Here is a 19,968-nt window from a genome sequence, read left to right as displayed (position 1 = left end):
GGCGCGCGCCCGAGGTCCGTACCGCGGTGTCGTTACGGCGCCGCGGGCGGGGCGGACGCCGGGACGAAGGCGGGGGACGGGGTGCGCGGGAAGGCGCGGCGGTAGTCGCCCGGGGTGATGCCGACATGGCGCAGGAAGTGGTGGCGGAGGTTGTTCGCGGTGCCCAGTCCGCTCAGTTCACCGATCTTCTCCACCGGCAGGTCGGTCGACTCCAGCAGCACCCGCGCCCGGCCGATCCGCTGGGCCAGCAGCCACTGGAGCGGGGTCGTGCCCGTGGCCGCCTGGAGGCGGCGGTAGAAGGTGCGGGGGCTCATGGCGGCGCGCCGCGCCAGGTCCGCCACCGTCAGCGGGCGGTCGAGGTTCTCCCGTACCCAGGCGAGGACCGGCGCCAGACCCTCGTCGTCCTCCGGCGGCAGCGGCAGGTCGACGAACTGCGCCTGGCCGCCGGGGCGATGGGCCGGGACCACCATCCGACGGGCGAGCTGATTGGCGATCCGGGCGCCGAGGTCGCGGCGGACCAGATGCAGACAGAGGTCCAGGCCCGCGGCGAGGCCCGCGCTGGTGAGGACGTCGCCGTCGTCCACGTACAGCACCGAATCGTCGACCGTCACCTTCGGGTGGCGCCGGGCCAGCTGCGCGGTGTGCAGCCAGTGGCAGGTGGCGCGCCGCCCGTCGAGCAGGCCGGCGGCGGCCAGCGCGAACGCGCCGTTGCAGAGGGAGACCATCCGCGCCCCGGACTCGTGCGCCGCACGCAGCGCCTCGACCAGGGCGGGCGATACGGGCTGCTCCCCGTCCATGCAGGCGTCGGGGACGGACGGGACGATGACGGTGTCCGCGCCGACGAGGCCGTCGAGTCCGTAGGCCGTACGGATCCGGAAGGCGGCGGGGCCGTTCGCGTCCGGGTCGGTCCCGCCGGTGCCGCAGAGCCGGAATTCGTACCAGGGGTCGGCGAGGTCGGGCTGCGGTTTCCCGAAGACCGTGCACGGGATGCTCAGCTCGTACAGCTCCCACGAAGGAACGCCGAACTCCTCGGGGACGACGACGGCAACGGTTCCGGCACTCATGTTCTCGAAGGCTAGGCGATACCCCCGGCCGGGCGCCCGGAGCGAGTGGCACGATTTTGGTGACAGTCGTCACTACTGCCACTGTCGGCGGTGGCACCAGCGCGCGAAAGTGGCTTCAGTCGATCAGGACTTGGCCCGAATACGCAGGTCAAGTCCCTTTTAAGAGAGGGATACGGGCATGTCTGCCACCACGAACACCACTTCCGCCGACGGAGTCGCCGGGCCCGGCGGACCCGGCGGACGACCGCCGGTCACCGTCCTCGGCCTCGGTCAGATGGGGGCCGCGATCGCCGGGGCGCTGCTGGCCGCGGGCCATCCGGTGACCGTCTGGAACCGGACGCCCGGGAAGGCCGCGCCGCTGGTCGAGCAGGGTGCCGTGCTCGCCGGGTCGGTGGCGGAGGCCGTCGCCGCGAGCCCGCTGGTGCTCTCGGTCGTCCTCGACTATCCGGCGTTGTACGGGATCCTCGACCCGGAGCCCGACGCGCTGAAGGGCCGGGCGCTGGTCAATCTGACGACCGGAACCCCCGAACAGGCCGGGGAGGCCGCCGAGTGGGCCGCCCGGCACGGGGTGGACTATCTGGACGGCGCGATCATGACGACCCCGCCGGGCGTCGGCACGCGCGAGGTGATGTTCCTGTACAGCGGCGACCGGGCCGTCTTCGACGCGCACCACGCCGCCTTGGACGTCCTCGGCGAGCCGCTCCATCTCGGCACCGAGCCCGGTCTGGCGGCCCTCTACGACGTGAATCTGCTGGGGCTGATGTGGGCCACGATGGCCGGCTGGCTGCACGGCACGGCGGTGGTCGGGGCCGAGGGGACCCGGGCGGTGGACTTCACCGAGGTCGCGATCCGCTGGCTGGGGACGGTGAACAACTTCATCCGGCGGTACGCGGCCCAGGTCGACGAGGGCGTGTATCCGGGTGACGACGCGACCGTCGACGTCCAGATCGCGGTGGTCGAGCACCAGTTGCACGCGGCGGAGGCGCGGGGTGTGGACAACCGGCTGCCGGAGCTGCTGAAGACGCTGATGCTGGAGGCGAACGCGAAGGGGCACGGGCAGGACAGCTTCGGCAGCGTCGTCGAGGTGCTGCGGAAGGGGGCGCGGAGGTGAAAGGGCAGGTCGGGGTGAGCGGGCAGATCCGGGCGGAAGGGCAGGTCGGGGTCGTTGTCAGACCCTCGTTCTAGCCTGGCTGTCATGGAGACCACAGGAGCGGCAGTCCGGATCGAACCCTGGTCGGAGTCGGATCTCGCGCTGCTCCGGGCGGCGAACGCACCGGAGTTGATGACGGAGCTGGGCGGTCCGGAGACCGAGGAGAAGGTGCTGGCCCGGCACCGCAGATATGTGGCGCTGTCCGCGAACCCCTCGGGCAAGGGCCGGATGTACGCGATCGTGCTGGCCGCGACGGGCGAGCGGGTGGGGACGGTCGGGTTCTGGGAGCAGACGGCGACCTCGGACGGCCAGGCGGCCTACGAGGCCGGGTGGGGGGTCCTGACGCCGTTCCAGGGCCGCGGGCTGGCGTCGGCGGCGACGCGGCTGGTGGCCGGGGTCGCGCGGGCCGAGGGCCGGTTCCGCTATCTGCTCGCGTATCCGAAGGTGACGAACGCCGCGTCGAACGCGGTCTGCCGGAAGGTGGGATTCGAGCTGCGGGGCGAAGTCGGGTTCGAGTATCCGCCGGGCAATCCGGTCAGATCCAACGAATGGCGGCTGGACCTGCGCCCGGAGGACGGGCCGCCGGGGGTGTGAGGCGGGCCGTCGCGGAGTGCGGAAGGCGGCGGGGCCGGGGCCCGGGCGGTCGGAGAATCCGGATGCCCCGGTGCGGCCGCCGGTGACATGCTGACCGGGTGAACGGACCGCGTATCCACGTCAGTGTCGCCCCCGAGCTGCGGCTCTTCGTCCCGTCGGCCCATCGGGAAGGGGCCGCGGAGCTGGTGACCGACGGCTCCTCCACCCTCGGGCACGTCATCGAGTCGCTGGGCGTTCCGCTCACCGAGGCCGGACGGCTCGTGGTCGACGGCCGGACGGTCGCCGTCTCGCACATCCCGAGCGCGGGCGAACGCGTCGAGGTCCTCGGCCATGAGCGGCCGCAGCAGGTGCCGGGCGCACCGCTGCGGTTCCTGCTCGACGTCCATCTGGGCACGCTGGCGCGGCGGCTGCGGCTGCTGGGCGTGGACGCGGCGTACGAAAGCGAGGACATCGGAGATCCGGCGCTGGCGGCGCTCTCGGCACGGGAGCGGCGGGTCCTGCTCTCCCGGGACCGGGGGCTGCTGCGGCGGCGGGAGATCTGGGCGGGGGCGTACGTCTACAGCGACCGCCCGGAGGAGCAGGTGCGCGATGTGCTGGGGCGGTTCGCCCCGGAGCTGGCGCCCTGGACCCGCTGCACGGCGTGCAACGGCCGACTGGTGGAGGCGGACAAGGAGACGGTGCGGGAGCAACTGGAGCAGGGCACGCGGCGGACGTACGACGTCTTCGCGCAGTGCGCGGACTGCTCCCGCGTCTACTGGCGGGGCGCCCACCACGCCCGGCTGGTCCGCATCGTCGACGACGCGCTGGCGGAGTTCGGCCCGCGGGCGGCGCGGTAGGCCGGGCCCGGGGGTCGGTGCCGGGGGTCGGTGCCGGGGGTCGGTGCCGGGGGTCGGTGCCGGGCCGGGGTCCGCTCGGGGGCGGGACCCCGGGCCGGCCGGGGTGCCGGGCCGGGTCAGGCGGAGGCCGTCAGCCTGCGGGCGCCGCGGCGCAGTCCGTGCCAGAGGGCACCCAGCGCGGTGGACTGGACCAGGGCCCCGACCGCGACCAGGCCGAGGTAGGCGGGCCAGAAGAGCAGGCTCCCGTCCGGTACGAGGGAGCCGACCGACGGGATCAGGAGCAGGCTGGTGGGGGCCGTGAGCAGGGCGGGCCACACCCAGATCATTCCGGGGTCCGAGACGGAGAGCGTGGTCGCGGTGGCGACGACGACGGATCCGCCGACGATCACGAGATAGGCGGCGGAGGCGGCGTTGGCGATGGCGAGGCGGTAGAGCTTCTGGGCGTTCATCGGTCTCCCCCGAGGTCGGTTGATGGTTCCAGCATCGGGAGGAGCCGGGCCGCGGGCGTGAGTACGCGTACCCAATTCGGGGTGGGTATCTGCGTGAAGACTCGTGCAGCCCGGTTCAGAACGCGTAGGCGTCGCCGGTGGCAGGGGCGAGGATCTCGTGGAGGTTGTTCCGGGGGTCGCGGTCGTGCGCGCCGCCGTTCCAGTGAGTGGCGACCTTGACCGTCACCTCGTCGGGGGTGCCGGAGGTCCGCAGGTCGAGCGCGGTGCGGCGGACCGTACCGCCGACCCGGAGGGCACCGGTGGAGCAGAGCACGACCCGGTCCGAGCTCCGGACGCAGGTCCCCGGCAGCGCCTGGGAGCGGGCGAGCGGGGTGGAGAAGGACAGCTTCAGCGTGGCGTCGGCCAGGCTCGCGGGCCCGTGGCTGCGGGATTCCACGGTGACTTCGAGCCGCCCGGCGTCGGTGAGCGTGACATAGCCGTGGTGGGCCACGTCGGCGACGGGTGTGGCCGAGACGGTCTCTGCGGGCTCAGGGCCGGTGGCGGCCGCGGCGGCGGTACCGGCGCCGGACAGCAGCGGGAGCAGTGGCAGCAGTGCCGTGGCTGCGGCGAGCGGCAGCCGGAGCTGCGACCGTGACCACGACGGCGCCGGCGACGGCGACGGCGATCCTGACCGCGGCCGGAAGGGGAACCGGAACCGGAAGGGCGTCCGGGGCGGGGACCCGGCCCGCCGGGCGTTCGACATCACATCCATGCCGATAAAAATACCTTTCGGCAGGGAATATCCGCTTTAGCCGTGGCCTCGGCGCGTCCCGTCCCGGACCCCCGTGGCAGGCTGTGCGCATGCTTGTCGCCCGCTCCGTCCTGCTCTTCGCCGTGGCCGCCCTGTTCGAGATCGGTGGCGCGTGGCTCGTCTGGCAGGGCGTCAGGGAGCACCGCGGGTGGATCTGGATCGGGGCGGGCGTGATCGCGCTCGGCGCGTACGGCCTGGTCGCCACGCTCCAGCCGGACGGCGAGTTCGGCCGGATCCTGGCCGCGTACGGCGGTGTCTTCGTCGCCGGTTCGATCGCCTGGGGCATGGTCGCCGATGGCTACCGCCCCGACCGCTGGGACGTGACCGGCGCGCTGATCTGCCTGGCGGGTATGGCGGTGATCATGTACGCCCCGCGCGGCAACGGCTGACGCGCGGGCCCGGCGCCCGCCCGGGCCCGGCGCCCGTGGGAGCCCGCGCCCGTGCGAGTCGGGCGCTCCCGCCCCGTACCCCCGCTGCTCCCCCGTACCCCCCGTACCCCTCTATCCCCTTATCCCCGCATCCCCCGCGCATCCGTACCCCCGTACGGCCGTCGCCCGCCCGAGGAGGCCACCGTGACCACCGAAGAGACGACCCCCGCGACGACCCCCGCCAGAACCGCAGCGCAGGCCGGCGCCGGACACCGGAGCGCGCCCGTCGCCGTGGTCACCGGAGCCAGCAGCGGCATCGGCGCCGCCACCGCGCGCGGACTCGCCGCCGAAGGCTTCCGCACCGTGCTCGTGGCCCGCCGGGCGGACCGGATCGCGGAGCTGGCGGCGGAGCTGACCGCCGCCGGGCACCTGGCCACCGCCCACCCGCTCGACATCACCGACCGGGCCGCCGTCGACGCCTTCGCGGCCGGGCTCGACCGCTGCGACGTGCTGGTCAACAACGCGGGCGGGGCGCTCGGCGCGGACCCCGTGGCCAGCGGCGACCCCGCCGACTGGCGGTGGATGTACGAGGTCAACGTCCTGGGCACACTGAACGTCACCCAGGCACTGCTGCCCGCGCTCACGGCGAGCGGCGACGGCACGGTCGTCGTCCTCACCTCCACCGCGGCCCACGGCGCCTACGAGGGCGGCGGCGGCTATGTCGCGGCCAAGCACGCGGAGCACGTCATCGCCGAAACGCTCCGGCTGGAGATCGTCGGCACCCCCGTCCGGGTCGTCGAGATCGCGCCGGGCATGGTGAAGACGGACGAGTTCGCGACGACCCGTTTCCGCGGCGACACGGAGAAGGCGGCCCGGGTCTACGAGGGTGTGGCGTCCCCCCTGACCGCCGAGGACGTCGCGGCCACGGTGGTGTGGACGGTCACCCGCCCCTCCCACGTCAATATCGACCTGCTGGTCGTCCGCCCCCGCGCCCAGGCCTCCAACACCAAGGTCCACCGGGAGGCGTGACCCGCGCACCGGCTGAGGGGCCGGGTCCCCGCCCCGCCCCCTCAGCCTCCCCTCAGCCCTTCACGCAGACGACCTGCTTCAGCTTCGCCACGACCTCCACCAGGTCCGTCTGGGCCTGGATGACCTGTTCGATGGGCTTGTACGCGCTGGGGATCTCGTCGACCACACCGCTGTCCTTGCGACACTCCACACCCCGGGTCTGGTCCTCCAGATCCCGGGTCGAGAAACGCTTCTTCGCCTGGTTGCGGCTCATCCGGCGGCCGGCGCCGTGGGAAGCGGAGTTGAAGGACTTCTCATTGCCCAGACCGCGCACGATGTACGAGCCGGTGCCCATGGAGCCGGGGATGATCCCGTAGTCGCCGGAGCCCGCGCGGATCGCGCCCTTCCGGGTGACCAGCAGGTCCATTCCGTCGTACCGCTCCTCCGCCACGTAGTTGTGGTGGCAGGAGATGACCTCGCCGAAGGTGACCTTCGCCTTCCGGAACTGGCCGCGGACGACCTCCTGGAGCAGGCCCATCATGATCGCGCGGTTGTACTTGGCGTACTCCTGCGCCCAGAACAGGTCGTTCCGGTACGCGCCCATCTCCGGGGTCTCGGCGAGGAACACCGCCAGATCGGCGTCGACCAGGCCCTGGTTGTGGTCGAGTCCGCGGGCGATGCCGATGTGGTGGTCGGCCAGCTCCTTGCCGATATTGCGGGAGCCGGAGTGCAGCATCAGCCAGACCGCGCCGTCCTCGTCCAGGCACACCTCGACGAAGTGGTTGCCCGAGCCGAGCGTGCCCATCTGCTGGAGCGCCCGGCCGCGGCGGAACTTCACCGCGTCGGCGACGGTGTCGAAGCGGTCCCAGAAATCGCTCCAGCCCTCCGGAGAGGCGGTGTCGCCGAATCCGTACACCCGCCCCGTGTCCACCGGCTCGCCGTGCATCCCGCGGCCGACGGGGATCGCCTGCTCGATGCGCGACCGCAGCCCGGAGAGATCACCGGGCAGGTCGTTCGCCGTCAGGGACGACTTCACCGCGGACATTCCGCAGCCGATGTCGACGCCGACCGCCGCCGGGCAGACCGCGTCCTTCATCGCGATCACGGATCCGACCGTGGCGCCCTTGCCGTAATGCACGTCCGGCATCACCGCGAGCCCCTTGATCCACGGCAGCGTGGCGACATTGCGGAGCTGTGCCATGGCGACGTCCTCGACGCCCGCCGGATCCGTCCACATCCGGATGGGAACCTGCTCCCCCGGAACCTCTGTGTACGACATGGGTGTCCCCCTTCTCCCCGTCCCCCGGAATATCCTCAAGATCAGTGAAACGCGGAATCGGCGCCGACGCCCGCGCAGAACCAGCGGAGCGGCGTCACGACCGCGTGTGCGATAGACATTGTGTCCACCGGCCGCTGTTCGGCGGCAACAGTTTTTCCTGTACGAAGGGAGCCCGGGACCGTGCGACGCAGGGCGTATGCCACCGGCACCACCGGCATCTCAGGCATCACCGGCCGCACGGCGGCGGCCGTCGGCGGACTCACGGCCCTCGCGGCGCTCGCCACCGGCTGCACCGGTGAGGGCACGGGCACCACGGGCCCCGTGAACTCCAAGGCCGGCACCGGTACGGCGGCTTCGGCGCCCCCCGGCAAGTACCGCAACCTCCTCGAACCGTGCGGTTCCGTCGGGCGCTCCACGCTCAAGGACCTGCTGCCGGGGCTGACCGAGCTGCCGGAGGAGCAGCAGGCCAAGGCCCTCCGGGGCACACCCATGAGCACCTACGACACCGACCGCAGGGTCGGCTGCTCCTGGGAGGCCAAGGCGCCCGACTCCTCCCGGACCTTCAGCCTCGACTTCGAGCGGGTCGTGTCCTACGCGTCGGCGGTCAGCGACGACGACCGGGCACAGAAGGTGTTCGAGGGGAAGCAGCTCGCGGCGGGGGTGCCGCTGGCGGAACCGGGCACATCGGAAGGCACGGGTACGGGTACGGGTGCCCCGAGCGGTACGGGACCGCAGACCGCGAGCCCGCCCTCGGCCACCTCCTCCGCATCCGCCTCCACATCGGCGTCGGCGAGCACCGGCACCGGCACCGGCGGCGAGCAGGAGGCCGAGGAGCCGCCCGGCCGCCGGGTCCTGGACGAACTCGGCGACGCCGCGTTCCTCGACGATGTCACCAGCACCCCGGGGGCCGGTTCCACCGCCCAGCGCCGGACCGTGAGCGTGGTGTTCCGCACATCCAACGTCATCGTCACGGTCGTCTACGTGGAGCAGTCCGGCGTCGCTGCCGAGCCGCCGGACGGCAAGGAACTCCAGGACAAGGCGCAGAGTGTGGCCCGGAGCCTGGTCAGGAAGTTCGGCAGCTGACGGCTCCGCCGCCCCGTTACGGCCAGGACCCCGGTTGTCCACAGGCATCCCACGCCGGTCCCCGATCCGCGTACGGTGGCCTGGCAGGAGACCGGACACAGCCGGACACAGGACGACGCAGGAAGCCCGACGACGCAGGAAGAGCCGGAAGCCCGAGCCCGGCGGCAGCCGAGCCGGGGCCGGACCGTACGACCAACGACTTGAAGGAACCATGCACCGATCAGCTCCGCGACTGACCCGCATACTCGCCTGCGCGGCCCTCCCGCTGCTGCTCGCCGTCGCCGGCTGCTCGTCGGACTCCGGCGACGGCGGTGGCGACGGCGGCAAGAAGGAGACCGACAAGGCCAAGGCGTCGGATGCGGCGTCGGCCGCCCCCGAGGGCGAGGGCGACGGCTCCGGCAGCGGCGCGGACCCGGGCAAGCCGGAGACGGTCGCCCAGGCGAAGTTCGCGAAGCTGCCCAACGCCTGCAGCGCCGTGCCCTCGAAGTCGGTGAAGGAGCTGGTGCCCGGCGCCTCCCCCAAGGCCGGCACCGCGGGCCGCTCCGCCGATCTGCTGGCCCGGGCCAACTGCCACTGGAAGGGCAGCGACGACAACGGCCTCAAGGGCACGCAGTACCGCTGGCTGGACGTCTCCTTCCTGCGGTACGACTCCGAGGAGGCGCTCAAGACCACCGGCGAGCAGCGCGCCAAGGAGAACTACGCCAAGGAAGTCACCAAGGCGAAGACCGTCGCGGACGCCAAATCGCTGAAGTCGGCGCCCGCGGCGGGAATCGGCACCGAGGCCACGGCCGTGACGTACACCCTGCGCAAGGTCGACGCCGACTTCTCGTACACGACGATCGTCTCCCGTATCGACAATGTCGTCGTGACGCTCACCTACAACGGCGCGGGTATGGCGGGCGCCAAGTCGCCGTCGGTCAGCGAGGTCTCGGCGGACGCCACCAAGGCCGCGAAGGAGGCCGTGGCCTCGGTCGGCACGGCGAACAAGGCGGGCGGGCCGCCCGCGTCGACGTCGAAGCCGTCGGACGGGGCGACGAAGAAGGCGACCACCGGCGGCAACTGACCCTCCCGCGGCACGCGGAAGCGTGCACCGGCACCCATATCGTCGCGCCCGCAGGGCGCTTCGGAGCCCGCGTCTCCCCCCGAGGGACGCGGGCTCCGCCGTCATGTGCCACGCTGTGCCCTGGCCCGAACGGGAACACTTGTCCAGTACCCGATCCGGCCAAGGGTCATGGGCACACGGGAAGGAGACCGCGGGTGGCCGCGATGCAGCTGACACGCACACACCGCATACTCATCGGGCTGGTCGTGGCCGGTGCGGTGGTCATCGCCGCGATCGGTTTCGCCGGTTCGTACGCGGCGGTGCGCGACCTCGCCGAACGCAAGGGCTTCGGTGATTTCGCCCTCGTCTTCCCGATTGGAATCGACGCGGGCATCTGTGTCCTGCTCGCCCTTGACCTGCTGCTGACCTGGATGCGGATCCCGTTCCCGCTGCTGCGGCAGACGGCGTGGCTGCTGACGGTCGCGACGATCGCCTTCAACGGTGCGGCCTCATGGCCGGATCCGCTCGGTGTCGGCATGCATGCCGTGATCCCGGTGCTGTTCGTGGTGACGGTGGAGGCGGCCCGGCACGCGATCGGCCGGATCGCCGACATCACCGCCGACAAGCATATGGAAGGCGTCCGGCTGACCCGCTGGCTGCTCTCCCCGGTGCCGACGTTCAAGCTGTGGCGGCGGATGAAGCTGTGGGAGCTGAGATCGTACGAGCAGGTCATCAAGCTGGAGCAGGAACGTCTCATCTATCAGGCGCGGCTCCAGGCGCGGTACGGGCGGAACTGGCGGCGCAAGGCGCCGGTGGAGTCGCTGATGCCGCTGCGGCTGGCGAAGTACGGCGTACCGCTGGCGGACACCGCGGCGGCGGGGCTGGCCGCGGCCGGGGTGGACCCGGTGCTGCTGCCGCCCGCGCCCCAGCAGCCGGAACTTCCGGCGGCCCCTGCCGCTCCGGCGGTGGTGCTGGAGAAGACGGCCCCTCCCCAGGAACGGCACACCCGGCCGCGTGACGGCGAGCGGGAGGGCGGGGAGCCGGCGGGGCATGCCGAGCCCGCGGAGGAGCCCGAGGGCCCCGGCTATGCGGCCGAGGCCGACGACGCGGCGGAGGCGGCGTACCGCGAGTACCAGGAGTACGAGCGCCAGCGGTACGAGGAGTATCTGCGCTACCAGGAGTACCAGGAGTACTCGGAGGAGGGCGACGGCCCCAACAGCCCCTGGTTCCGGCAGAGCCCGCGCCACGAGCACTACGAGGGCGGCTACGACCCCGCCTACCAGGGCCAGCCCCCCGTACCGCAGCAGCAGGGGGCCGAGCCGATCCGCATCCCGGCGGGCCCCGGCGGCCGCACCCGGATCCTGGGCGACCCGGAGCAGCGCGACGAATCGGAACTCCCGCCCGTGCCGGAGGCGGAGTCCCAGGAGGACACCGCTGACGTCGAGGCGTTCTACGAGGCGGCGTACCCGGTCTTTGTCGCCTACGCGCACGAGCAGGCCGACTACCCGAAGGCCGAGGTCCTGGCCATACACCTCGCGGACGTCCACGGCATCACGCACCCGCGCAGCACGGCCCTGCTCCGCCAGGCGATGCCCGCGTTCCGCCAGCGCATGGAGGCGGACCTGGAGGCGGAACACATCGCCTGAGCCGGGCCCGGGGGCTCCTGGGCTCAGCCCTTGCGCCGGGCGGCCTTGCCTTTCTCGACGACGGCGACGAGCGCGATGCCCACGGCCAGCAGCACGAGGTACGCGGCGACGGACAGATCCCAGTACTGATGGACAACCCCCCAGGGCCCGTCCCCGAAGAGCAGCCCGCCTGCCCCCAGGACCCCCTGCACCAGGACAAACCACCCGACGATCTCCAGCACGACGTTCTTCATGACTCCAGCGTCGCGCGGGAGGGGGCGGGGCGCGTCGTGCGTGGGGTGGAGAGGGCGGTAGGCCGAAGGGTGGAGCAACGCGAGGCCCTGGCAGACGCTCGACCGGCTCAGTAGCCTGTGCAGATGACTCAACGGTTCGCAGATATCCTTCAGGGCCTGATGGACAACCGTGGACTGTCACCCCGAGTTGTCAGCCGAGCATCGGCGCGGGCCGAATCAACCATCCTGCAATTGCTCCACGGGCGCGTTCTGCCATCACCGGAACTGGTCAAAGACATCGCACCAGTACTGCAGATCGACGAAACCGATCTACTTATCATGGCTGGCCTTGCAGTCAGACCGGCCGAGCGCCACCCGGAACCATATCGCAAATCGGCAGAAATTGGCGAACTGATTGCAATCGCGAGTTCACTGACTGATGAGAAATTCCAGAAACTGATTGACGCAGCCCGCAGCCTAAAGACGGAACATACCCACTAACTGAAACGGCCACTCGTCCGCCCCACTCGCCTTGCTTGAGCAAGTACGGCGAACGAGCGCAAAGGTCAGCCGAATTTAAAGGGATCCCACTCCGCTCCGCTCGCATCGAAGCCGTTTCTGTTCAGAGCGTCTCGTGCAATCGATTCCATCCCGGATCCATTCGGCCTGTAGTGGCCGGAGAAGTTATCGAGCCTGACCATTACTCCGTCCAGCACATCAAATGTACCGGCCATCGCCACAGGCTTTCCGCCAGCGAGACTCGTATGCCCCGCCCAAATCTCATCGTCGTAGATTTTTTCGTGAAACGCCCTCACTGAACCACCTGGCATCACCACATAGGTGTAATTTCCGTCCTGGAGATTGCCTCCAGTGGTCAACAATGCGCTCGCAGGAAGGGGGTCTTGTACGGCGTCGTCTGTACCGGGCCGCCCCGGAACGTACGTCCGGGTCTGAGTAGCACTTGGTCCGCAGTTATGTACAAGTACGGACGCTTTGCCTGCGAATGCATAGTAGGTGTGCAGATCGCTGACTGTGAGGTTATGAACCACAGCCTGTTCGGTCCGGCGCTCCACCGCCGTGATCTGGACCAGCGTGCCGACCGCGGTACGCAGCCAGTTGCCCGCCTCCAGGTCCGTGGCGTCGATCCACTCCTGCAACTCCGGCACCCAGAACGGGTGTCCGTCCGTTGCCGTGACCGTCGCCGTGGCCGTGCCCTTCCGGCCGTCCGTGTCGATCACCACCTCGACGAGCTTCTTGGTGCCCTCGCCCTTGATTTCGGCGGTGACCGTCTCGATCGCGGTCTCACCGGTCTCCGGGTCGGTGGCGACGACCTTGTCGCCGTTCTTGACCTCTTCGATCGGCTTGGTCGTACCGTCCGCCATCAGGACCTGGGTGCCCGGAGTGAAGCTGTTGTCGGTGGTCCGGCACCCAGGGCCGGAATCCGAGCCCCGGGTCTTGCTGGGCGTGTCCTCTTTGGCTGCGTTCCGTGCCCGGTTCAGTGGCTTCTCGGACTTCTTCGCCGCAGCCTTCCTCGCCTTCTGGACCAGGTTGCCGACCTTCTGGGCCGCCTTTTTCTCCGCTCTCAGCTTTGCCTGTTCGGCCTTCTTCTTCGCGAGTTGAGCAGCCTTCTTAGCCGCGGCTTTCTTCGCCGCCGCCGCCTTCCGTGCCGCCTCTTGGGCCTTGCGGGCCGCTTCGATGACCTTGCGGGCCTTGTCCTGGGCCTTCTTGAAAGCAGAGATCGCGTCGAACAGCCTGCTCACTGCTTTCCAGAGACTCTTGGCTATCTTCAGGGCCCTCATCAGCGGCAGGGCGTCGAGCAACAGGCTGCCGCAGGACCACAGATCTCCCCGAGTGAAGCAGGAGACGATGGCACCGACATTGCTGAGTTCCTTGAGGAAATCCCAGAGGACGTCCCAGACGACACTCGACAGGGACCGGTTCATCTGGTCGTTGGCCCAGTACAGCTCCTCCTTGGAGGGCCCTCCGACGGAGTCGCCGTCATAGGTGCTGCTACTGCCACTGCCGACATCCGCGGACTTCAGCCCCGACGGGTCCGCGAACGTGACCGGGTTGTTCTCGCTGTACGTGTAGGCGTTGATCTGGATGGGGTCGCCGAGGTCCAGGAGCGGATCCGCCGAGATGAAGCGGCCCGTCGCCGGTTCGTACTCTCGGGCGCCCAGGTGGACCAGGCCCGTCGACGCGTCGTCGTCACCGCCCAGATAGCCCCTGTGGGACTTCCAGTTGGGGCTCTCCGTCCGGTCGACTCCGAAGGGGTCCTTCTTGGCGAAGGTGACCGCGTTCCCCGCCGCCAGTGCCACATTGGCGTGCGGTGTGCCGTTGTGGTCCGCGATCTGCGCGGAGAGTTCACTGGCGCCGTTGCTCTGGGCGTGGCGCATCACGGTCGGTGCGCCGGGCTGGGCGTAGTAGCGCTCGGTGTAGGAGAGCTTGCCGCCGCTGGTGGCAACGGTAGTGTCGCCGAGATAGAGCGTGGTCTCGCCCGCGGTGATCGCCATCAGTCGTTCGCCGCCGGGACCGTAGATGTAGCTGGTCGCGTCGGCCGGCTTCCACGACTGGGTCGGTACGGCCGTCTCGGTGTCGTCGCAGGCGCCCAGCACCAGATCAGTGCCGTTCGCCGTATTGGGTGCGGTCAGGCAGGTGCCGGTGGCGACGTGCTTGAGCTTCTCCCCCGCCGCGACCGTCGTCCACTGCTGGGCGGCCGTGCCGTTGCAGTCCGCGATCACCGCGGCGGTTCCGCCGGCTCCCGGCACCACACACTTGCCCAGGACCTTCAGCGCGCCCACGGTCGGATCCGCCACGGTCGCGTCGATGCGGAACTTCTGTGCCTTGGTGCCGTTGCAGGTGAACCGCTGGATCGGCGTTCCGGCCAGGGTCAGGCCGCCGGAGAGGTCGAGGCACGCTTTGTCGCGGGTGACCCAGGCACCGGAGCCCTCACCGAATCCGGTGACCTTCTCGGGCTTTCCGTCCCAGGTCCAGGTCAGCGTCTGGCCGACGCCGCCGTCGGTACGGGCGGTCATGTTGCCGGACTGGTCGTAGGTGCGCACCGAGGGCTTGGTGATCTGCGCCCCGGTCTCGTTCTTGAAGACGGTGGAGGTCCCGGTCAGGGTGTGCGGCTGGCTGCCGTCCGTCTTCCCGTACGCATACGTGGTCGTGGCGTTCTTGGTGGCATCACCGGCCGGGTCGTGTTTGACCAGCTTGGTCCGCTGGCCCAGCTCGTCGTAGGTGTACGACTGCCAGTAGCCCGCGTTCGCGGCGGTGACGTTCTTCGTCCCGTCCGGGTACTCGGGTGCGGCCCCCTGCTTCCCGGGCGCCTGGCAGGTGCTGGGCGCCGTCCAGGCCTGGGTGAGCTGGCCGATGGTGTCGTAGGTGAAGCACTGCCGGTCGACGACGGAGTTCCAGCGGTCCGCGATCGACGTGATGTTGCCCGCGGGGTCGTACTCGTACGAACGGGCGTTGACCCGGTTCCCGAGGACGGTCGAGGTGTCACTCGTCGACTCCCGGTCGACGATGCTCTGCTCCAGCGCGCCGGTGCTCTCGTTGAAGACATTGCTGGACCACACCCGGTTCGGATGCTCACCGCTGACCGTGCGCACCACCTGGCCGTAGACGCTGTACTCGGCGTCGCTGGTGTACCAGTCCTTGCCGGAGGTGGAGGTGGGAAGCCCGTCCTTGTTGAAACGGGTGATGATCTTCTCCGCGGCCAGGGCACCGGCCTCCGGCAGTCCGGTCTCCCTGAGCTGTCCGCCCTTGGTGTAACCGAAGGTGTAGGAGTAGCTGGGCTTCAAGCCGTGCGTGGACGCGATGGACGGCGGCAGGGTCAGTTTCGACCCCGTCGGCTGATAGTCGGGGGTGTAGCCGGTGATCTCGCTGGTGTAGGGCAGGTTGTCGGTGTAGCGGGTGGTGCTGGCCGGAAGTCCGACCGCGCCTGCGACCGTGTCGTAGGTGCTGGTCTCCAGCAGGGCGCCGGTGGCGTTCTCCAGCCGCTGCTCAAGGGGCCGGCCGAGCGCGTCGTACTTCGACCAGACCTTCACGCCCCGGGCGTCCGTGGACAGCACGGGCCGGTTGGCGTTGTCGTACGCGGTAGTGCTGGTGCCGGTGTCCGGGTCGGTCGACGACACCATCCGGCCCCGCGCGTCGTACGTCCAGGACCAGGTGTTCCCCTTGGGGTCCTTCGCCGTTGTCATATCGCCACGCGCGTCGTAGGCGAACGCGGTGGAACGGAACGCGGTCCGTGCCGGGTCCGTGAAGGTGTCCACCCGCACGGTACGGCCGAGGGCGTCGCTGTACGTCCGCTGGGACGCGGCCCCGCTGGGCTCGACGGCCACCGAGTAGTCGTAGCCGTACTCCGAGCGGCTCGCCTTCTCCGGCCTCTCCGCTCCTGCCTCGTACGGCGTCTCCTGAAGCACCCGCCCCAGACCGTCGTACTTGTAGAGAGTCGCGTTGGGAATCTTGGTGTCGGAGGCGTCGGTCGGCTCGTACATCACCGGCTGCGGGTCGCCGCCGGTGTAGTAGGCGTTGTTGGTGCGGCTGATCGTGCCGCTCGGCCCGTAGAAGATGTCCGTGACCAGTCGGCCCTTGCCGACGGCCGGTTCCTGTTTCTGCCGCTCGCGGCCGAGCCCGTCGTAGAAGACGTAGGAACTGACGTATCCGGCGTCTTCCTTGCGGACCTCGGACCGTACGGAGACCGGGTCGCCGGGCTTGGCGTAGTAGGTGAACTTCGCGGCCGGTTCGTTCGCGGCGTGTGTCGGCCCCCACGCCGCGACGGTCCGACCGAGGCCGTCGTACTCGAAGGTGGTGGTCCGCCCGTTGGGGTCGGTCACCTTCAGCGCGGTGCCCCGACCGGGTTCGAGCAGACTCGTGGAGGTGTGCTGCTCGGCGTTCTTCGTCTTGACCGAGTAGACCTGGCCTGTGGCCGGGAGGTACTCGCTGGTGGTAACGCTCCCCGCGGCGTCCGTCGCACTGATGGGCCGGCCCATGGTGTCATAGCTGACTTTGGAGTCCTCGTCCCAGGCCCCGCCGTCCTTCCGCACCGTCCAGGTCGTGGTGGGGAGACCCTTGACGGGCTGGGCTCCGTGCGCCACTCCGTCGTAGGTGAGACGCGAGCCCGAGATCCACGACGAGGCAGGAGGCTCGACACCGGCGGCCGGGCAGAGTCCTGCCGTGGTCAGTGACTGCGAAGACAGGCCGATCAGATGTTTGCCCGGATTGTGCACGTACTCCATCCACGAGCACGTCTCGTCACCGGTCCGGCCGGTATCGCCCTGGGACTCGATTCTGACCGGGAGGTCGTACACCCCGTCGTACTGGGTGGAGGTCCGCACGGTCCGCCAGGTGCGGTCGTCGTCGTCGGTATGCGGATTGCTGTCCACCCGGGTGCCGGACGCCAGCGAAACGCTGATGCTGTAGCTCTCCATGACCCGGTAGGCCTTGAGGGCCGGGATGCCGTCGCCGCGCACCCGAGTGGCCAGCACCTTGTGCCACGGGTAGTCGACATCGCGGTTGAGCACCACTCCGCCGACCTTGGTGTACGTCAGCGTTTCCGCCACTCGGCCCTGGTAGGGCAGGAGGTCGGGAGCGATGTCGAAGCCGCGGCTGTCCTTGACCAGGACGTTCCGGCTACCGCCGTCGGGCAGTTTGTCGCCGTCCATGCCCCGGAAGTAGCGGGTCTCCGACATCGACCGCTCGGTGCCGGTGTACGGATGCGCGGAGTCCGCGCCGCTGATCGTGCGCACGATCTCGTAGCCGCGCCAATGGTCGTACGTCCGGGTCTTCTTCTTCGAGAACTCGCCCTGGTTCAGCGCCCAGGCCGCCCCCTTGCGGTCGGCGGCGTTCAGCTCGTCGTACTCGAAGGTCGTCGACGTCGGCTCGATGCCCTTGACGCCGGGCAGCTCCTCGACCTTGGAGATGACGTACTTGTTGAACCAGCTGATGGTCTCGTCGGCCTTGTCCGGGTCCGGATGCCAGTACGCCGGGAAACAGAGTCCGGTGTTCGTGTGCGGTGCGGGGAAGTCCTTACCGCTCTGGCAGGCACCGGTGGGGGGCTTGTAGGTGACGACGGTCTCGCCGCCGTACTCGTTGACCACCCGTGCGATGCGGAGCCGGTCGAAGACCGGGTTGTTGTCCTTCTTCTCCGGCGGCCCCGGGTCGATGACCTGCTTCACCCGGTTGGGCATGGACTGGGTGTTGGCGACGAAGGTGACGGGGTTGAGCTGGACGCCCTCGGAATCTCCCACTCCGTACCCGGTGCGGGTCACCGAGTTCAGCCAGAGGGCCGTGCCCTCATCGGTCTTCTCGTGCGGCAGCGACTGGACGAGCTTCCAGTTGTCGACCTTGTGCAGACCGGTCGAGTTCTGCACCCTCTGGGCGTACGTCGTGACCGCCGCCAGGCGCTTACGGGACCAGAAGCTGGGTACCGGGACGTAGCACTCCTTGCCGGTGGCTCCGGAGCAGTACAGGTCGGCCGGGGTGTCGTACCAGATCCGGTTCTTCGCCCAGTCGCCTGAGGCGAAGTTCTCGTCCGTGCACTTGACGCCGTCTTCCGCGTAGCACCGCTCCTCGACGGCGAAGCCGACACGGGCGATGGGGTCGCTGGTGTAGATCGCGTTATCGCGCTGGCCGTAGTCGATACGGCTCAGATAGCCGCCGCGGTCGTAGTCGACCGGCTTCTTGAACTTGAAGTTCTGGGCGTAGTGGTTGACCTCCTTCTTCCACCACAGCGACATGGCGTTGCCGCGGGTGTCGACGACGTAGTCGAGGTTCCAGCGCCAGGCCTGGGAGCAGAAGGATTCGGCGTACGACGCCTTGTAGCAGGGCTCGTCGGGCTGATTGCCGGAGACCGGCACGGTGAGGACGGAGTTGGTCGTCTCCTTGCCGGTGGTCCAGCCGGGGAGCTTGTGCTTGCCGAAGTAGTACTCGGTCCCGTCGCGGGTGGTGACCCTCCAGTACTCCGGGCTCGCGGCGCGGAGCTCCTTCGCCTTCTCCACGATGCCGTCCGGGAGAGGCCGTGTGAGCAGTTCGACCTTGGACCCGTCGCCGTTGGCCGTCACCCACTTGTCCGAGTACGGAGTGGCCTTGTGGGTGTCGTCCAGGACCAGCTCCGTCGTGGACCCGCCCAGGGTCAGCACGGCGTTGTAGGAGCCCCAGCACATATCGGACGTCTTGCGGTTGGCGTTGTTCCCGCCGGTCCGGTCGTCGCGGCAGGACTTGTAGGTCCGGGTGATGGAGCCCGGGTTGTAGTCCCAGCCGTCACCGACCCACGAGGGCTGGTTGTTCGTCGACGAGGTCGCCCCGTCCACAGCCTGTGAGTTGTACCCGAATCCGAGTGTGGGCGAGGGGCCGGCCGGCACCGACGGGGCCTGCATGTCGTAGTTGTACGTGAACGCTCCGGCGCCGTTGCCCGCGGACCAGGAGCCCGCGCTCGGGATCGGGGTCGCGGAGAAGTCGCCCTTTGCACCACTGCCTGCGGACGTCGCCACCAGCACCGAGGATCCTGCGGAGGCGGCGGTCATGGCGCTCATCGGCGCCGCGGCGGCCTTTACGCTCATGGCACGGGCCACCGGGACCGGCGGAGTCACCGGGTCGGTCAGGCTGGCGACGTTGACCGTGGCTTCGATCTGCCGCTCGCCGTCCATGACGTTGTCACCGGCCGCGTCACCGGTCTTCGGCTTCACCACGTTCCGCGTGTCGACCTCGACCGGCTCCGAACACGCCTCCACCTCGGGAGTCGTGAGGAAGCAGCCGGGGAACTGGAGGATGTTCAGCCGGTCGGCCCAGTTCGCCCCGTACAGCTCGGAGAACTCGGTGTAGTCCAGCGCCACCACCGCATTGCCGGTCGCCGAGGCGGGCGGGGTCACGGTGAAGGCGAAGCCCTCGATGTTCCGTGCCTCGGTCTGCGCCGGGTCGGCAAGTGCGACCTGCCAGTTCCCCTCCAACGCGGCCGATTCGGCCGGCGTCGCACCCGCGGGCGCACCCACCTCCAGCGGGGTGGTGCCGATCTGCACCGTCTGCCCCGGCGTCAGCGCGGTCAGCGTCCGCGCCGCCGGCGGGACCGCCGCCGGAGCCGCCGTCTTCTTCGGCTCGAACTCCGGCTCCGTCGGGATCTCCGCAGTCGTCAGCCGTTCCAGATTCCCGCCGTCCACCCCCGGCACCGGAGGCGGCTTCGGGATGTCGGGCAGGACCACCCCGGACCGGTCGACCGGTGGTGGAAGCGCACTTGCACCCGGTACCAGGCCCACGGTGAGGGCCATGGACACCACCGCGACCACGCCCACTCTCAGGCGCAGACGGCGGTTCCTCTCAGCTCTGGTGTCCGGCAGTCTCCCCCGGCCACTCCACGACAGCGATTTCCCCACGGTGTCCGCCGCCCTCCCCCATACGGTCCGGAATCAGGTTTCCGGGCAGCACGAAGAGAGCTGACCCGCCCCTGACAT

15 protein-coding genes are annotated in these 19,968 nt (G+C 69.8%); 9 read left to right on the top strand and 6 right to left on the bottom strand.

The window, feature by feature from the left end:
* Positions 1–32: 32 nt before the first annotated feature.
* Positions 33–1,064, bottom strand: coding sequence for a helix-turn-helix domain-containing protein (locus B7R87_RS19265; RefSeq protein WP_006347396.1), 1,032 nt, complete (start codon positions 1,062–1,064; stop codon positions 33–35).
* Positions 1,065–1,242: 178 nt separating this feature from the next.
* Between B7R87_RS19265 and B7R87_RS19260 the strand changes: the two genes are divergently transcribed.
* The 3 genes from B7R87_RS19260 to B7R87_RS19250 all read left to right on the top strand — a co-directional run bounded on the left by B7R87_RS19260 (position 1,243) and on the right by B7R87_RS19250 (position 3,644).
* Positions 1,243–2,175, top strand: coding sequence for an NAD(P)-dependent oxidoreductase (locus tag B7R87_RS19260; RefSeq protein WP_006347397.1), 933 nt, complete (start codon positions 1,243–1,245; stop codon positions 2,173–2,175).
* An 84-nt stretch (positions 2,176–2,259) separates the two neighbouring features.
* Positions 2,260–2,808, top strand: coding sequence for a GNAT family N-acetyltransferase (locus B7R87_RS19255; RefSeq protein WP_006347398.1), 549 nt, complete (start codon positions 2,260–2,262; stop codon positions 2,806–2,808).
* A gap of 98 nt (positions 2,809–2,906) precedes the next feature.
* Positions 2,907–3,644: a Mut7-C RNAse domain-containing protein gene (locus tag B7R87_RS19250; protein ID WP_006347399.1), complete on the top strand. Its 738-nt coding sequence runs from the start codon at positions 2,907–2,909 to the stop codon at positions 3,642–3,644.
* Positions 3,645–3,760: 116 nt separating this feature from the next.
* On the opposite strand, the gene B7R87_RS19245 is transcribed toward B7R87_RS19250, so the two are convergent.
* Entirely contained in the window at positions 3,761–4,093 is a 333-nt protein-coding gene (locus B7R87_RS19245) for an SCO4225 family membrane protein (protein WP_006347400.1), read from the bottom strand.
* 115 nt (positions 4,094–4,208) lie between these two features.
* Positions 4,209–4,844 carry a hypothetical protein gene (locus B7R87_RS19240; RefSeq protein ID WP_006347401.1) on the bottom strand — a complete coding sequence of 212 codons (636 nt, stop codon included), beginning with the start codon at positions 4,842–4,844 and terminating at the stop codon, positions 4,209–4,211.
* Between the two features lie 89 nt (positions 4,845–4,933).
* Here B7R87_RS19240 and B7R87_RS19235 point away from each other — a divergent pair, with 89 nt between their 5' ends.
* Positions 4,934–5,272, top strand: coding sequence for a YnfA family protein (locus B7R87_RS19235; RefSeq protein ID WP_006347402.1), 339 nt, complete (start codon positions 4,934–4,936; stop codon positions 5,270–5,272).
* 270 nt (positions 5,273–5,542) lie between these two features.
* Positions 5,543–6,280: an SDR family NAD(P)-dependent oxidoreductase gene (locus B7R87_RS19230; RefSeq protein ID WP_233169066.1), complete on the top strand. Its 738-nt coding sequence runs from the start codon at positions 5,543–5,545 to the stop codon at positions 6,278–6,280.
* A 52-nt stretch (positions 6,281–6,332) separates the two neighbouring features.
* On the opposite strand, the gene B7R87_RS19225 is transcribed toward B7R87_RS19230, so the two are convergent.
* The gene (locus tag B7R87_RS19225; protein ID WP_006347404.1) at positions 6,333–7,538 is read right to left on the bottom strand and encodes an RtcB family protein; all 1,206 of its coding nucleotides are present in this window, start codon (positions 7,536–7,538) and stop codon (positions 6,333–6,335) included.
* Between the two features lie 180 nt (positions 7,539–7,718).
* Here B7R87_RS19225 and B7R87_RS19220 point away from each other — a divergent pair, with 180 nt between their 5' ends.
* From B7R87_RS19220 to B7R87_RS19210, 3 genes are all read left to right on the top strand, one after another.
* Positions 7,719–8,621, top strand: coding sequence for a hypothetical protein (locus B7R87_RS19220; protein ID WP_006347405.1), 903 nt, complete (start codon positions 7,719–7,721; stop codon positions 8,619–8,621).
* Positions 8,622–8,832: 211 nt separating this feature from the next.
* Positions 8,833–9,684 (top strand): hypothetical protein, encoded by an 852-nt coding sequence (locus B7R87_RS19215; RefSeq protein ID WP_006347406.1) that lies wholly within the window; start codon positions 8,833–8,835, stop codon positions 9,682–9,684.
* A gap of 194 nt (positions 9,685–9,878) precedes the next feature.
* Positions 9,879–11,309, top strand: coding sequence for a DUF2637 domain-containing protein (locus B7R87_RS19210; RefSeq protein WP_006347407.1), 1,431 nt, complete (start codon positions 9,879–9,881; stop codon positions 11,307–11,309).
* Positions 11,310–11,332: 23 nt separating this feature from the next.
* Here B7R87_RS19210 and B7R87_RS19205 read toward each other — a convergent pair whose 3' ends face one another.
* Positions 11,333–11,542, bottom strand: a complete 210-nt coding sequence (locus B7R87_RS19205; RefSeq protein WP_006347408.1) for a hypothetical protein — start codon at positions 11,540–11,542, stop codon at positions 11,333–11,335.
* Positions 11,543–11,665: 123 nt separating this feature from the next.
* On the opposite strand from B7R87_RS19205, the gene B7R87_RS19200 reads away from it, so the two are divergent.
* On the top strand, positions 11,666–12,022 hold the full coding sequence (locus B7R87_RS19200; protein ID WP_107069936.1) for a helix-turn-helix domain-containing protein: 357 nt from the start codon (positions 11,666–11,668) through the stop codon (positions 12,020–12,022).
* 65 nt (positions 12,023–12,087) lie between these two features.
* Here the strand turns inward: B7R87_RS19200 and B7R87_RS19195 are convergent, their stop codons facing one another.
* A complete protein-coding gene (locus B7R87_RS19195; RefSeq protein ID WP_040915006.1) occupies positions 12,088–19,785 on the bottom strand; it encodes a polymorphic toxin-type HINT domain-containing protein in 7,698 nt (2,565 codons plus the stop codon).
* Positions 19,786–19,968 lie beyond the last annotated feature (183 nt).

This window comes from Streptomyces tsukubensis (genome assembly GCF_003932715.1).
GTDB lineage: Bacteria > Actinomycetota > Actinomycetes > Streptomycetales > Streptomycetaceae > Streptomyces > Streptomyces tsukubensis.
The sequence above is the reverse complement of the archived record's forward strand: the minus strand, read 5'-3'. Positions and strand labels throughout refer to the sequence as shown.

Excerpts from the sequence above, each read along its gene's own strand:
- B7R87_RS19240 (WP_006347401.1), bottom strand. The coding sequence starts at position 4,844 with ATGGATGTGATGTCGAACGCCCGGCGGGCCGGGTCCCCGCCCCGGACG.
- B7R87_RS19265 (WP_006347396.1), bottom strand. The coding sequence starts at position 1,064 with ATGAGTGCCGGAACCGTTGCCGTCGTCGTCCCCGAGGAGTTCGGCGTT.
- B7R87_RS19215 (WP_006347406.1), top strand. The coding sequence starts at position 8,833 with ATGCACCGATCAGCTCCGCGACTGACCCGCATACTCGCCTGCGCGGCC.
- B7R87_RS19200 (WP_107069936.1), top strand. The coding sequence starts at position 11,666 with ATGACTCAACGGTTCGCAGATATCCTTCAGGGCCTGATGGACAACCGT.
- B7R87_RS19205 (WP_006347408.1), bottom strand. The coding sequence starts at position 11,542 with ATGAAGAACGTCGTGCTGGAGATCGTCGGGTGGTTTGTCCTGGTGCAG.
- B7R87_RS19255 (WP_006347398.1), top strand. The coding sequence starts at position 2,260 with ATGGAGACCACAGGAGCGGCAGTCCGGATCGAACCCTGGTCGGAGTCG.
- B7R87_RS19245 (WP_006347400.1), bottom strand. The coding sequence starts at position 4,093 with ATGAACGCCCAGAAGCTCTACCGCCTCGCCATCGCCAACGCCGCCTCC.
- B7R87_RS19235 (WP_006347402.1), top strand. The coding sequence starts at position 4,934 with ATGCTTGTCGCCCGCTCCGTCCTGCTCTTCGCCGTGGCCGCCCTGTTC.
- B7R87_RS19260 (WP_006347397.1), top strand. The coding sequence starts at position 1,243 with ATGTCTGCCACCACGAACACCACTTCCGCCGACGGAGTCGCCGGGCCC.
- B7R87_RS19195 (WP_040915006.1), bottom strand. The coding sequence starts at position 19,785 with ATGGCCCTCACCGTGGGCCTGGTACCGGGTGCAAGTGCGCTTCCACCA.
- B7R87_RS19225 (WP_006347404.1), bottom strand. The coding sequence starts at position 7,538 with ATGTCGTACACAGAGGTTCCGGGGGAGCAGGTTCCCATCCGGATGTGG.